Origin of the sequence: Pseudoalteromonas sp. CO109Y, from assembly GCF_004208935.1 — a bacterium.
Classification (GTDB): Bacteria; Pseudomonadota; Gammaproteobacteria; order Enterobacterales; family Alteromonadaceae; genus Pseudoalteromonas; species Pseudoalteromonas shioyasakiensis.
This window is the reverse complement of sequence record NZ_SGPD01000043.1, coordinates 37,515-51,388: the sequence shown is the minus strand read 5'-3', so window position 1 is coordinate 51,388 and position 13,874 is coordinate 37,515. Positions and strand designations below refer to the sequence as shown.

At 41.5% G+C, this 13,874-nt stretch carries 13 protein-coding genes, 4 tRNA genes and 1 pseudogene; 9 read left to right on the top strand and 9 right to left on the bottom strand.

The features are described 5' to 3' along the window. The 8 genes and pseudogenes from EXT43_RS20220 to murB all read right to left on the bottom strand — a co-directional run. Window positions 1-77: pseudogene (locus tag EXT43_RS20220) on the bottom strand (elongation factor Tu); the annotation flags it as partial. Between the two features lie 136 nt (window positions 78-213). Beyond that, window positions 214-289: transfer RNA gene (locus tag EXT43_RS20215), tRNA-Thr, on the bottom strand. 13 nt (window positions 290-302) lie between these two features. Further along, window positions 303-377 (bottom strand) — tRNA-Gly (locus EXT43_RS20210). 44 nt (window positions 378-421) lie between these two features. Then, window positions 422-506, bottom strand: a tRNA-Tyr gene (locus EXT43_RS20205). A 40-nt stretch (window positions 507-546) separates the two neighbouring features. Continuing rightward, a tRNA-Thr gene (locus EXT43_RS20200) sits at window positions 547-622 on the bottom strand. A gap of 117 nt (window positions 623-739) precedes the next feature. Continuing rightward, window positions 740-1,438, bottom strand: coding sequence for a type III pantothenate kinase (locus EXT43_RS20195; RefSeq protein ID WP_130167787.1), 699 nt, complete (start codon window positions 1,436-1,438; stop codon window positions 740-742). Beyond that, on the bottom strand, window positions 1,435-2,427 hold the full coding sequence (gene birA / locus EXT43_RS20190; RefSeq protein ID WP_130167786.1) for a bifunctional biotin--[acetyl-CoA-carboxylase] ligase/biotin operon repressor BirA: 993 nt from the start codon (window positions 2,425-2,427) through the stop codon (window positions 1,435-1,437). Before birA ends, EXT43_RS20195 begins: the two co-directional genes overlap by 4 nt. Next, window positions 2,424-3,434, bottom strand: coding sequence for a UDP-N-acetylmuramate dehydrogenase (murB, locus tag EXT43_RS20185; protein WP_130167785.1), 1,011 nt, complete (start codon window positions 3,432-3,434; stop codon window positions 2,424-2,426). Before murB ends, birA begins: the two co-directional genes overlap by 4 nt. 145 nt (window positions 3,435-3,579) lie before the next feature. On the opposite strand from murB, the gene EXT43_RS20180 reads away from it, so the two are divergent. Continuing rightward, on the top strand, window positions 3,580-5,424 hold the full coding sequence (locus tag EXT43_RS20180) for a M1 family metallopeptidase (RefSeq protein ID WP_130167784.1): 1,845 nt from the start codon (window positions 3,580-3,582) through the stop codon (window positions 5,422-5,424). Between the two features lie 52 nt (window positions 5,425-5,476). On the opposite strand, the gene EXT43_RS20175 is transcribed toward EXT43_RS20180, so the two are convergent. Further along, complete coding sequence (locus EXT43_RS20175; protein ID WP_130167783.1) at window positions 5,477-6,106, bottom strand: DUF2057 domain-containing protein; 630 nt, start codon at window positions 6,104-6,106, stop codon at window positions 5,477-5,479. A 105-nt stretch (window positions 6,107-6,211) separates the two neighbouring features. On the opposite strand from EXT43_RS20175, the gene EXT43_RS20170 reads away from it, so the two are divergent. The 8 genes from EXT43_RS20170 (at window position 6,212) to EXT43_RS20135 (ending at window position 13,797) form a co-directional block, all read left to right on the top strand. Further along, window positions 6,212-6,583, top strand: a complete 372-nt coding sequence (locus tag EXT43_RS20170) for a histidine triad nucleotide-binding protein (RefSeq protein WP_062564697.1) — start codon at window positions 6,212-6,214, stop codon at window positions 6,581-6,583. Between the two features lie 230 nt (window positions 6,584-6,813). Next, complete coding sequence (locus tag EXT43_RS20165; RefSeq protein WP_054563917.1) at window positions 6,814-7,470, top strand: response regulator transcription factor; 657 nt, start codon at window positions 6,814-6,816, stop codon at window positions 7,468-7,470. Between the two features lie 112 nt (window positions 7,471-7,582). Further along, window positions 7,583-9,739, top strand: coding sequence for an ATP-binding protein (locus EXT43_RS20160; RefSeq protein WP_058583721.1), 2,157 nt, complete (start codon window positions 7,583-7,585; stop codon window positions 9,737-9,739). A 272-nt stretch (window positions 9,740-10,011) separates the two neighbouring features. Continuing rightward, window positions 10,012-10,152: a DUF3149 domain-containing protein gene (locus EXT43_RS20155; protein ID WP_119852677.1), complete on the top strand. Its 141-nt coding sequence runs from the start codon at window positions 10,012-10,014 to the stop codon at window positions 10,150-10,152. A gap of 142 nt (window positions 10,153-10,294) precedes the next feature. Then, window positions 10,295-11,275: a hydrolase gene (locus EXT43_RS20150; protein WP_130167782.1), complete on the top strand. Its 981-nt coding sequence runs from the start codon at window positions 10,295-10,297 to the stop codon at window positions 11,273-11,275. Then, window positions 11,272-11,529, top strand: coding sequence for a YheU family protein (locus tag EXT43_RS20145; protein WP_054554495.1), 258 nt, complete (start codon window positions 11,272-11,274; stop codon window positions 11,527-11,529). Before EXT43_RS20150 ends, EXT43_RS20145 begins: the two co-directional genes overlap by 4 nt. 60 nt (window positions 11,530-11,589) lie before the next feature. Beyond that, complete coding sequence (locus tag EXT43_RS20140; protein WP_054563921.1) at window positions 11,590-12,783, top strand: dipeptidase; 1,194 nt, start codon at window positions 11,590-11,592, stop codon at window positions 12,781-12,783. A 129-nt stretch (window positions 12,784-12,912) separates the two neighbouring features. Further along, on the top strand, window positions 12,913-13,797 hold the full coding sequence (locus tag EXT43_RS20135; RefSeq protein ID WP_130167781.1) for a hypothetical protein: 885 nt from the start codon (window positions 12,913-12,915) through the stop codon (window positions 13,795-13,797). The last annotated feature ends 77 nt before the right edge of the window (window positions 13,798-13,874 follow it).

The window sequence follows — 13,874 nt, the reverse complement described above, 5'->3', positions numbered from 1 at the left end:
GTTTTACCGTGGTCAACGTGGCCGATTGTACCAACGTTTACGTGCGGTTTTACGCGTTCAAACTTTTCTTTTGCCATGACGGAACCTATCAGTTTTGTGTATCTAGATTACATATGAAAATAATCCACCGAGGGTAGATTAATTTAATTTTTTCAAATTTCAAATAGTTTTTTCTGACAGATAAAGGAAGAAATTAAGATGAGTTCTCGATACTGGTGCTGATAGGCAGATTTGAACTGCCGACCTCACCCTTACCAAGGGTGCGCTCTACCAACTGAGCTATATCAGCAACACCAGAAGTCTGGAGCGGGCAGCGGGAATCGAACCCGCATCATCAGCTTGGAAGGCTGAGGTAATAGCCATTATACGATGCCCGCATAGGAACCTGTTCTTAAACTACCTCTAACCGTCAAGAATAAAGTGGTGGAGGGAGCTGGATTCGAACCAGCGAAGGCTGAGCCGTCAGATTTACAGTCTGATCCCTTTGGCCGCTCGGGAACCCCTCCACGAAAATTCTTTACTAAGTCACTTCCGGTAAAAGGAAAGTGGTGCCGACTATCCGAGTTGAACGGATGACCTACTGATTACAAGTCAGTTGCTCTACCAACTGAGCTAAGTCGGCACTGCTTTAGTACGGGGCGAGATTCTAAGGTAAGGTTTATTGTGATGCAACCATAAAATTAAAAAAAATGTGAATTTATGTGTTAAACGCTCACTATTCAGGCAAAAACCCGTATTTTTACTGCTTTATAGCTAATTCACGCCAATAATTCAGTCCTTTAAACACGAGCAAGCTGTCAAACTTAGCATCTATATATGTATCTGCTAACAATTTGCCATAACCACCAGCAAATAATAACTGACAACCCTGCTGGTTAAGATGTTGTTTTGCTTGCTCGATTGCACCAAGAGTAGCAACCATAGCGCCATTTTTTAGGCCATTTGGCGTATTACGCCCTAACTCAGTCGTAAATGGGGTTTGCTCATCATCAAACACGCGTTGCGTATTTTGGGTAAGTGATGAGGTCATTAAATCAAGGCCAGGTAAGATCCAGCCTCCTAGATGCGCGCCTTCTTTATTAAGCACATCAATTGTCGTTGCTGTACCGGCATCGATAATAATGCAGTTTTGCTCGGGATATTCTACATACGCAGCGATCACCGCGAGCCAGCGATCAATTCCTAGGTTTTGAAACTGCTGATAAGCACAGGTTAACGTAGCAAGTTTTGCTGTGACGTCTGCTTCAAAGTAAGGAACAGCATGTTGCTGCGCCTGTGCTAATAACGGTTTAAGTAGCGCTGTGCTACCTACGCAGGCATAGACCAGCTCTGTTATTTGTGACCAAGGTAAATTGCTGAGTTCACAGCTTTGGTAATCCTTACCATCAAACAAAACGGCTTTAATTGCGGTATTGCCAACATCCACTAATAGTTTCATAGCTCAGCCTTACGTAATGAAATTTCACCGCCATAATAACTTTTCACTTCGCCGTCTTGACGAATACGTACGCCACCTTGATTATCAATTCCTTCGCAAATACCACGCCAGCTACGATGACCCGTATTTAGCTCAACACACTCGCCTGCAAATGCATTTAATTGATTCCATTGTAGATACATATCGTTTAAACCCGATTGCTGATACTGGGCTAAGCGTTTTTCTAAATAAAAGCATAAATAGGCCACCAGCTTGTTTTTATCTAACCCCTGCACATGCTGACTTAAGTCAGTCCATGCTTGATCTATGTGCTGGCTAACACTTTCTGGCATATGTAAATTGATACCTATACCTATTACAAGCTGACAAGGACCTTGTGGTTGGCCGTCAAGTTCAACTAATACGCCCGCTAATTTTTCACGGTTTAAGTAGATATCATTTGGCCACTTAAGCTCTACATCTAATTGATATAAGGCTTTAAGCGTATCGTAAACAGCAAGCCCAACAGCAATAGATACCCCCATAGCAGCTTGCAAACCATCATCCAAACGCCAAAAGTAACTAAAGTATAAGTTTGCGCCAAATGGAGATTGCCAAACGCGCCCACGGCGCCCTCTTCCCGCTTGCTGCATTTCTGCAACTAATACGCTTCCAGATGGCAGAGATACTTCTGTTTGCAAACGGCGCATTAACTCACTGTTGGTTGAGTCAATAATAGGCTGCACTTCAACATTCGCGGTGCTGCCACCTAATTCATTATAATGCTGACCGATTTTATCTTTGTTCAGTAAGCCTGCACTATTATTAAGGCAATACCCTTTACCCGTAACCTTAAATATATCGAGCCCCATTTCCTGCAAAGAGTGAATATGTTTACCCACTGCTGCGCGGCTAATACCGAGCTGCTCACCCAATTGCTGACCAGAAATAAAACCACCGGTATTTAGAGCTTGTAAAATAGCGAGCTTATTTCCATCTGGCGCTTTCATGATGAAGCTCCCAATTCAATGTGGCATTCATCATCAGCATTGATCAAACGTACTTCATGCTGTAAAGCAATCTGATATTTATGCCAAACCTGTTGTTGTACATGCTTTACCATGGCAATTAAGTCATCACCTGTACTGTTACCATGATTTACTAGCACTAAAGCTTGCTGCTGATGCACTTCAATACCGGCGATCTTAAAGCCTTTTAACCCTGCTTGCTCAATCAACCACCCCGCCGCAACTTTATGATGCTCAGCATCCACATAGTAGTGAGGTAGTTCTGGGTACTGTTTTAAAAGTAACGCAAGTTGCTCATTACTGATCACCGGGTTTTTGAAAAAACTGCCTGCATTTGCCAGTTCTCTGGGGTTTGGTAGTTTGCTATTTCTGGTTGTGATGATTTGCTCAAATACCTGCTGTGGAGAGGGTTCTGAAAGCTGTTGCAATGGTCCATAACTCAGAACTGGCTGCCATTTTTTAGGTAACAGCAACCCTACTTGGGTGATTACAGCTTTGTTCTTCAGTGCATGCTTGAAGATAGAGTCACGATAGCCAAATTGGCATTCGCCTTTAGTTAAGCGCTTTATGGTTTTGGTGGCAATATCAAAGTATTCGACATAACTCACAAACTTTTCAAGCTCTACACCGTAAGCACCTATATTTTGCACTGGTGCAGCACCAACAGTCCCAGGTATTAAAGCAAGGTTTTCAAGCCCAGGCATGTCATTAGCAATAGTCATAGCAACTAATTGGTGCCAGTTTTCTCCGGCTGCAATGTGCAATAAAAAGCCATCGCTTTGCTGCTCTATATCTATGCCCTTCGTATTCATGTGGATCACAGAACCTTGGTAGTCAGATAAAAACACCGTATTACTGCCTTCACCTAAAATACAAAATGGCCCAGAAAAGTCTGTGCTTAAAAGCTGATTCACTTCATCAATTTGATAAAAATGCTGACATTGGCTTGGCAAAGAGAAGGTATGAAAAGATTGCAGGGACTGAGCCACAAAACGCCTCAAAGGTTACCGGTAACTAATCGCATTAGTGTAACCTATCGTCGCAAAATACGCATTAGATTGTAAAAATCACTCAACCCACTGCACTAATCATGTTATAAAACGGGCTCTTTTTCATTTCCGTTCCAGGGTTATTATGAAGTTTAAACCATTACTTTTAAGTCTTGCTATGGCCGGTGCTTGCTCTCAAGCAACTGCAGATGCAATCAGCCAGCACACTTACGCAAACTTAGATGACGTAACAACCACTCACCTACTACTAGATTTAGATGTTGATTTTGATGACAAACAACTAGAAGGTTTTGTTGAGCACACGCTAGATTGGCACAATGCAACAAGCAAAACACTGGTACTTGATACACGCGATTTAGATATCGACAAAGTAATGTATCAAGATCAAAAAGGCAGCTGGCACAAAGCTGACTTCACCCTTGCTGCACGTGATGACGTGAAGGGCTCAAAATTAACAATTAAATTTAAAAGCCAAGCGGTTAAAGCACGTATTTACTACAACAGCCGCCCAGAAGCTTCAGGTTTACAGTGGTTAACGCCAGAGCAAACAGCCAGTAAATCACACCCATTTATGTACAGCCAATCACAAGCAATTCATGCTCGTAGTTGGATCCCAGTACAAGATACGCCAGCAATGCGCGTAACCTACTCGGCACGTATTCACACTCCTAAAGACATTCGTGCGGTAATGAGTGCTGATAACAAAGATGCACTTTATAAGGACGGCGATTATCTCTTTAATATGCCACAACCAATTTCGCCATACTTAATCGCAATTGGTGCAGGTAATTTAGAATTTAAAGCCATGTCTAAGCAAACGGGTATCTTTGCTGAGCCAACAATTTTAGATGCATCAGTTGCTGAGTTTAACGACACGCAAGCGATGATCGATAAAACTAACGCGATGTACGGCGAATACGCATGGGGTCGTTATGACTTATTAATGCTACCGCCAAGCTTCCCATTTGGTGGCATGGAAAACCCTCGTTTATCATTCATCACACCAACGGTTGTTGCTGGCGATAAAAGCTTAGTAAACCTAATTGCTCACGAGCTTGCTCACTCTTGGTCTGGTAACTTAGTAACTAATGCGACTTGGGAAGACTTATGGCTAAACGAAGGTTTCACGTCTTACGTTGAAAACCGCATTATGGAAGAAGTGTTTGGCCGTGACCGTGCAGTTATGGAACAAGCGCTTGATGCAGCAGGCTTACGTGCATTACTTAAAACTCTACCAGCACCAGATACGCGTCTTAACTTAAAACTTAATGGCCGCGATCCTGATGATGCATTTAGCTCAGTGCCTTACACTAAAGGTCAGCTTTTCTTAATCTATCTAGAAAACAAATTTGGCCGTGATAAGTTTGACCCATTCGTAAAGGGTTACTTTGACCAATTTGCGTTTAAGTCTCTTACAACAGCGCAATTTGTTACTTACTTAAAAGCTAACTTGATCGAAAAATATCCAGGCGTTGTGAGCATGGATAAAGTTAATGAGTGGATCTTTGAGCCTGGTTTACCAAGCGATGCTCCTAACCCAACGTCTGATGCCTTCGATAAAGTTGATGCTGTGACCAAAACATGGTTAAACGGTGAGATCAGTGCAGCCCAGTTACCAACAGCGGATTGGTCAGTTCACGAGTGGCTACACTTTTTGAATAACCTACCTCGCGATTTAAGCATCGAAAAAATGGCTGAACTTGATAATCAATTCAACCTAACACAGTCAACTAATGCAGAGCGTGCTTTCGCATGGTTTATGCTAGCGGTAGGTAATGGTTATCAACCAATTTACCCAGCGCTTGATGAACACCTATCAGGCATCGGTCGTCGTAAATTAATTGTGCCACTCTATAAAGCACTTATTAAAAACGGTAAAAAAGACTGGGCGCATGATGTGTACTTAAAAGCACGTCCGGGTTACCACCCACTTGCACAAGGTACTGTTGACGACTTATTTGCAAAGTAAGTCATCAAACACAAAAAAGGCGCTGCAATCAGCGCCTTTTTTAATTATTTTATTAGTTACTTACTTTTTGTAAGAACGCACGGCGCTCTTCAGGGCTTGCTTGTTGCCACCAAAACTCAAGCATCGCAGCCGCACTTGGCATATTTTTCAAACCCGCTTGTCCGCCGGGTACTTTTGCAGGCAATGTGACAGGGACTGCTGTCGCAGGCTTGTTGCTTGTACTTGTAGCTGCAACTGGGGTACTGGCTACAGCTTGTGCAGGCGCGCTAGCTGCACGATAGCTCACTATCGATAGCGGCACAGCAAGTTCACTGCCCTTGGCTTTTAAGCTTACTTGCGGTGATTCAGCAAACACTTCTGCCGCAACAGCATTACTGGCACGATTAAACACTAGGTCATAGTCTTTGCCACTCTCTACCGTAAGCTCAACCCAAAATGGCTCTGACTCAACAACTTGATGGTCATCATAACCTTGCTCGTAAAGATCGGTATATTTCATCTTCACTTGGTAAGTACCAGGGGCAAGCTCAACATCGTCAACACGACTGAAAAACGACTGTTCAATTAGGCGCTCTCCAACTTGTAAGGGTACAAACTCTTCGGGAAAGTGAATAGTCTCAGCTACACTGCTGAAACTATTAAATAGCATTAACGCACTACTCAGTAATACTAATTTACGCATGTTCACTCCTTGGTTGTTCAACTTGCGGCAGTTTCAGTTTGACACTGCAAATAAAGTTTGTCATTAGTGGGCGGTCATTTAACCACATTTATAAGAGAGCTAAGTATGAGCCAAGAGACTATTTTTACAAAGATTATTAACCGAGAGATCCCAGCTGATATTGTTTATGAGGACGATCTATCTTTAGCTTTTAAAGATATTAACCCACAAGCCCCTTTTCATGTGCTGATCATCCCAAAAACGCCAATAGCGACGATTAATGATGTTACGGAAGAAAACGCCGCTTTAGTCGGTCACTTATATGTAGTTGCTGCAAAACTCGCTAAACAATTTGGCTTTAGTGAAGACGGATTTCGCGTCGTAATGAACTGTAATGACCACGGCGGACAAACTGTGTACCATATACACCTACACATGTTAGCAGGTAAAGAAATGGGCTGGCCTCCATATCAGGACAAGAAAAAAACAGCAATCTAATACTTTAACATGTAAACAAATGTAAAAAGTAGCACAAACATATTATTTTTGGCTATAATAAATATATATCAGTTAGTTAACATATTGCGATTAGTTAACTAACTGTAATTTTTGACACAAAACAGACACAAACTGTACTTTTCCTGCACAACTCTCAGAAATTTCTAATACGAAAGGGGTGGATTGCGTGATAGGATTTAACTGTCAACTTTATTCAAGAGTGTATATATATGAGTAGTTCAGCCTTTTTATTATTAGATCCAGAGCCAATTAACACTATTGGCATTAACGTATTAGAGCCATTGTTAAAAACACAAGGACTAGCAGTGACATCTGGTACTGATATCTCTGAAGTACCAGAAGGAACACGCTTGTTATTTATTGAAACGTCAAGCACAGATCCGTGGGGCAAGTTAAAAGAGCAGCTAGTTAATTTACGATTAAAATGCGATATCGTGCTGTTTAACCTAGATGAAAACCCTGAACTTGCAAACCGTGCTCTATTAAGTGGTATTCGTGGTGTGTTTTACACAACAGATAATGCTGATGTGTTAATGAAAGGCATTCGTTTATTACTTGAAGATCAACTATGGTATCGCCGCGACATCATGTGTAATGCACTAAATCGTATGTTGCAGTTCAATAAAGACGCACTCCACAAATTGACAGATGGTGACATCGAACCGGTTAAACTTACTAAACGTGAAAAAGCAATTATCTCACTAATGAGTAAAGGTTCGAAAAATAAAGAAATTGCTGAAGACTTAAGCATCAGCCCACATACAGTTAAAACTCACTTATATAGTGCATTTAGAAAAACTAAATGTCGTAACCGTATCGAGCTATTGTCTTGGGCACAGCAGAATATTCCAGACGAAATTCGCTAAACTAAACATCCTACAAGTTAAAACAGACGCAGCCGCGTCTGTTTTTGTTTCTGGTTGCTAAACACTGTAATTGACTTTATGCTCAAACTGATTGCAAAACACCGGAAATACAATGCTCGACTCAGCCACTTTATATTACGCCAGTGCTGCCATGATGGCAGTGATGACTCTTCTTAATTACCTTACATGGCGAACCAATAATAATACTCCGGGCACCTTACTCTATATTTTCTACCCTCTAGTGATGTTTGCATCGGTAATGAGTTTTGCATTGCATGGTCATATCAATAATATTGCCAGTGTTGCTATCGCAAACACCCTACTCTTTAGTGCTTCCATTATTCATGTACTTGCGATTTGCCAATTTTTAAATGCCAAATGCGTTGGCTTTAAAACCTTTGTTGCGATAACGGTGGCGCTCGCGATTACCATGATTTACCTTGCCACTGATAGCGCAGAGTTACGTAGTCGAATTTTGGTTTCTGATCTTCAGCATATAGTTGAAGCCTTGTTTTTACTGGCATTATTTATTCGAAATGGCCGTAAAAGTTACCCTAATGGCAGTATTGTCTACATTTTAATTCTCAGCATTATTCTGGCTATATTTACAGGCCGAACCTTAATGATGGGAGATGTCACAACGGCAAGCTTATTGTCAGCGGATTGGTTTAGTATCACTTTATTTATTAATGGTGTTATTGCGCCGATGTTTTATGCAACTGGTATGGCACTATTATGTAATGAACGCCGCGAACAAAACCTCAATCAGTTAGCTGAAAAAGCTCATAAAGACTTAGAAATTCGTGGTTTATTCCTATCAACTATCAGCCATGAAATACGTACGCCGTTAAATGGCATTTTGGGTAGTGCACAGCTAATCATGAACCAGTCGAGTGACCCACGTGACAAACCTTATTGTGAAGCAATAATTAACTCAGCTGAGTCGCTAAACTTACTGGTCGATAAAGTACTCGATTACGCTAGCCTTGATCAGCGTGATGAAGCGCTCTACGAAGAAGATGTCGAGTTTAAAACCTGGCTCAATAACCTGTGCCTTTTACTCAGCCCTTTAGCAGAGCAAAAACATTTAAAGTTTGAACTTATATACAACTTGCCCGATCAAGCATGTTATTACTGCGACCAACAAAAACTCAGACAAGTTATTATTAACTTAGTAGGTAATGCGATTAAATTTACCGACCAAGGTGCAGTCAAAATCCAAGTAAAACTGCTCAATGAAGGGCAATTAGATCACCTTGTTCGCATTAGTGTTATTGACTCAGGACCTGGTATTGAAGATGAAGAAATTGCATACCTAACAGAACCTTATGTTCAAAGCAGCGCAGGTAAAGAAAAAGGTGGTACAGGCCTTGGCTTAGCAATCACCAGCCGCTTACTGGAAAAGTTAGGCAGCAAGCTCAATATTGAGAGTGAACTTAATAAAGGCAGTACTTTCAGCTTTGATATTCCACTTGCCATTGGCGAGCTTAGTCTTGTTGAGCAGCGCCACCAATCAAAAGATTATGTTACTGGCCTAGACGTGTTATTAGTTGAAGACCTCGACTTAAACCAAAAAATTGCCATTGAATTTATGGCCGATGACGAGCACAAGATTAAGCTTGCAAAAGATGGTACTAGTGCCATTGAACTAATGCAAAAACATCACTTTGATGTGGTATTACTCGATATGAATTTGCCTGATTTAACAGGCCAAGAAGTGCTGAAAAAGCTAAAAAATATCGACCATTTAAACCAGCGAACCCCGGTGTTAGCGTTCACCGCGAGCCTTAGCCCTGATGAAATAAAAGAATACTTAGCACTTGGCATCAAAGACATTGTTGGCAAACCAATTAAGCAACAAAAACTACGCCAAGCACTTAGTGATTCACAAAGTAATCAAGCAGCAAGCATTGCTGTTGAGCTGCGCGATACACTCTATGATGAAACAGCCGCAGCGACTCTTGTCAGCTCATTCAGTGAAGATGAAGTGTCATCGATTTACAACGAGTTTGTATTGTCAGCCAGAAACAAACTGATCCGCTGCCAACAGCTCGTCGAGGATGATAAAGAGCAGTGCATCAAGCTACTGCACCGCCAAGCCAGCACGGCTTTACAACTAGGCTTTAACCGCTATGGTTTAGAACTTAAGAAAATCGAGCGTAAACTGCTCGACAACAAGCCTTTAAAGGAATCACTAACCGACGCATTAGTCCTATGGCAAGAAAGCCTACAAGCCTACTTAAAGCATGTTAGAAGTGAGTTAGCATAGGAGCTCCTAGCTCCTAGCTCCTAGCTCCTAACTCCTAGCTCCTAGCTCCTAGCGAGACTAATCCCTATTAGCCTCAAGCAAGCGACATTTGTCATATGCGTAGAAATTCCCCTCTCTCGCATGTCTGAAAGCTCCGAACTCCCCTAATAAACTTGATCCAAATCAACTATTAAATCGCCTTATTTAGCATCAGGAAAATAGCTTGATCTGGATCATATCAGCCGCCCTCAAGCCAGCCTATGATTAACTCATAGACATTAGGAGGCACAACCATGAACGTATTCTTCAGAGATTTTTTTAGCGACCCAGTTTTATTTATGTCATTCGGCATTTTGGCAGTTGTTATCGTTTTATGCCTTTTCTATGTTGGTTTCTTTATTAAGAAAATACACGACGCAGAAGTTCCTAAGTAAGAATTAAGCACGACGCACAAAGCCCCTATCCAATTTATTGTTTAGGGGCTTTTTATTTGCAGCTAGCTAAAATCTTGTAGCGGTTCTCAAAAAGCAAAAACTTGCTACAATAGGCGCTTATTTTGTTTCGAAAGTGTCAGCTATGTTACCTGAGTTTAAGCCTGCGTGGTGGATGCGCAATCGCCATTTACAAACCATAATGCCGCGCTTTTTTCGCCCTTTTCATAATACCCGCTACGACTTATCGACAATCGATACTCCAGATGGCGACTTTTTAGAACTGGCTTGGGCAACACCTCATAACGAGCAAGCACCCCTCGCTATTGTATTGCATGGTTTAGAAGGCAATATAAACAGCTTTTATGCTAAAGGCATGATGAAAAAACTTAAGCAGCAAGGCTTTGCTGTGGTATTAATGCATTTTCGAAACTGCTCTCGCGAAGTTAACCGTTTGGCACGTGCTTATCACAGCGGCGAAACAGAAGACCTGCGCTTTTTCATCAGCCACCTGAAGAGCAAGTTTCCAAAACGCCCGTTATTTGCCGTGGGCTTTTCGTTAGGTGGAAATGTACTGGCAAAGTATTTAGGTGAGCAAGGTACTAAATCAAACTTAACTGGCGCAGCCGTTGTGTCTGCGCCATTTGACTTATCTTCATCTTGCGAAGTAATTCGCAAAAGCTTAGGCAAGATTTATCAAAAGTATTTGCTCGACCGTATGAAAAAGTCGATGCAAAGAAAGCTACCACAAATCGAACAGCAAATTAGCCTAACGCCAGAAAAGCTCATGGCGATTGATGACTTATGGCAATTCGATAATATGCTCACGGCACCATTGCATGGCTTTGCCGGTGCTGAAGATTACTATCAGCAAGCGAGTGCAAAACCATTTTTAAAAAGCATTGCAACACCTACGCTGATTGTGCACGCAAAAGATGACCCGATGTTATCAATAAAAGCCGTGCCAGATAGCTTAGATGTGAGTGAACATGTTACGCTGCGCATCTCAGAACAAGGGGGCCATGTCGGATTTATTAGCGGTAAAAACCCTTTTAAGCCCGAATATTGGCTTGAACGAATTGTTCCTGAGTATTTTCAACAATTAGTTAAAAAAGAGCAGTTATGATCATTCCCCACGAACGCCTCGATAAAGAGACTCTGTATAATTTAATCGAAAGTTATGTTTTACGTGAAGGCACTGATTACGGCGAACAAGAATTTAGCATTGAAAGCAAAGTAGCGCAGGTTCATCAACAGCTTAAAAATGGTGAAGCCATGGTGTTTTTTTCTGAGTTACATGAGTCAGTTACGATTATATCTAAAGCTGAATTCATTGCTCTACAAGCTGACCCGGAGTACCAAGCGTCGTTTAACGACTAAACTTGTAAGTTACACTGTAACCCTTCACAATGGCTTTTTAACTTAAAGAGCCATTAAAAAATGAAAAAACTAAGCTCACTGGTTGCCGCAGTTTCTTTGGCCTTAATTGGTCAAGCAAATGCAGATCAGGTTACTGCATCAGATAAAGCCATTAAACTAGCAAAAGACACTATTTTAATCGATACCCATATCGATGTGCCTTACCGTATTCATAACAAGTGGGCTGACGTAACCAAAGCTACAAGCGACGGTGATTTTGATTATCCGCGTGCTGTGCAAGGTGGTTTGAACGCTCCTTTCATGTCAATTTACATTCCTGCAAACCTAGAATTTGAAGGCAAAGGTAAAAGCTATCAATTAGCAAATCAGCTAATCGACTCTATGGAAGCGATTGTGCAACGCGCACCAAGTAAATTCGCTATTGCAGACTCAACTGCCGATATTAAAGAGCAATTTAAACAAGGCAAAATGTCGATTGCTATGGGCATGGAAAACGGCTCACCTATCGAAGGCGACATTAAAAACCTTAAGCATTTTTATGAGCGTGGCGTACGTTACATCACGCTAGCTCACTCACAGAGCAACCACATTTCTGATTCATCTTATGACATCCGTCGTAAGTGGAAAGGCCTTAGCCCGTTCGGTAAAGAGCTAGTAAAAGAAATGAACAACATTGGTATGCTGGTTGACGTTTCGCATATTTCTGATGATGCGTTTTACCAAGTGATGGAAATTTCAAAGGTACCCGTGATTGCTTCACACTCGTCACTGCGTAAATACACCCCTGGCTTTGAGCGTAATATGAATGACGACATGCTGTTAGCTCTTAAAAAGAATGGTGGTGTTATTCAAATTAACTTCGGTTCAAGCTTTGTTACTGCAAAAGCAGGCTCTTGGTACGATCAACTTAAATCAGCAAAGGCTGAAAAGAAAAAAGACGGTACTAAGCTAAGCAAAGATTTTGATGCTGCTTATCGCGCTAAAAACCCGTTTCCATTTGCAAGCTTAGAACAAGTACTTGATCACATTGACCATGTAGTTGAGCTAATTGGTATCGATTATGTGGGTATTGGCTCAGATTACGATGGTGTAGGCGACTCTCTACCTACTGGCTTAAAAGATGTTTCTAGCTATCCTAACCTTGTGCAAGGTCTAATGGACCGTGGTTATAGTGATAAAGACATCAAAAAGATTTTAAGTGGCAATATGCTACGTGTATGGCAACAAGCTGAAGCATACGCAAAAGCCCATTAATCGACACAAACTCTATTTAAAAGCGCAGCTAACTAGCTGCGCTTTTTATTTTTATCATCATAAGTATTTGATAATACAAATAGCTTGTTTTAATCTGCTGATATTACAAAGCAACTTGGATGATGTGATATGTCAACTTGGCAAGGGAATACTGCGCTGGCATTTGCAAGCATTGCACTTGGCTTATCAATTTATAGCTATACAAAAGTAAACTCGACTGACAAGCCTGTAGTTATTCAGCAAGCAAAACCTAACTTAAAAAAGTTAACCATTCCAGAGCAAGACAGAGAAAATCTAGTTGCCTTACATGGCTATATTTTAGATCTCGAAACACGCATTCACGAGCTTGAAAATCAAGCGCCAACAATTGATCCTGAGCGACTTGCCTCATTAGTTAAACAAGCAATGGAACAGCAAGAAAAAGAGCGACGAGTCGAAATTGAGAAAAGAAATCCAGCGCTTGGCTGGCTAAGTAATTTACCTGATGACTACCGCGAACGCATCAAAGCAGACCCACAATATGCCGACAGCTCAATAAATGAAGCTCTTGCCACCTTACTCAATTTGAGTAAGTCCGAAAATGAGCGCTTAGCAGCCTACGGGCAACTAAAAATGACCCTAGGTATGCTCAGACGCGACTTGGACGACAGCCAAGCAAATGCAGTAATCGATGCCATGATAAGCATTAGCGAATACACGAATGACCCTAAGATTCGTATCAGTACATTAGAGAATTTATCTCGCCAAAATAACGTCTCGCCTAAGCTCGCTGAGCATTTTCAAAAACTGTTACAAACTGACGATAATGATTATGTTCGCAATATTTCTGCCACAGCCCTCATCAGCCAATTTTTCCGTGCCACAAGAGACGGCAACAATAGTTATGCCAGTGATTTAGCAGAACGAATTACCACTCTTGAAAATAGCAGTAATGCAAAAGTTGCCGAAATCATGGCTGAAAACCTAAAAGGCCCTCGGTTAAGAGAAGAGCTAGATAAAGCGTTGGGGAAATGATTGAAGGTGCTAGGTGCTAGGTGCTAGGTGCTAGGTGCTAGGTGCTAGGTGCTAGGTGCTAGGTGCTAGGACAAACT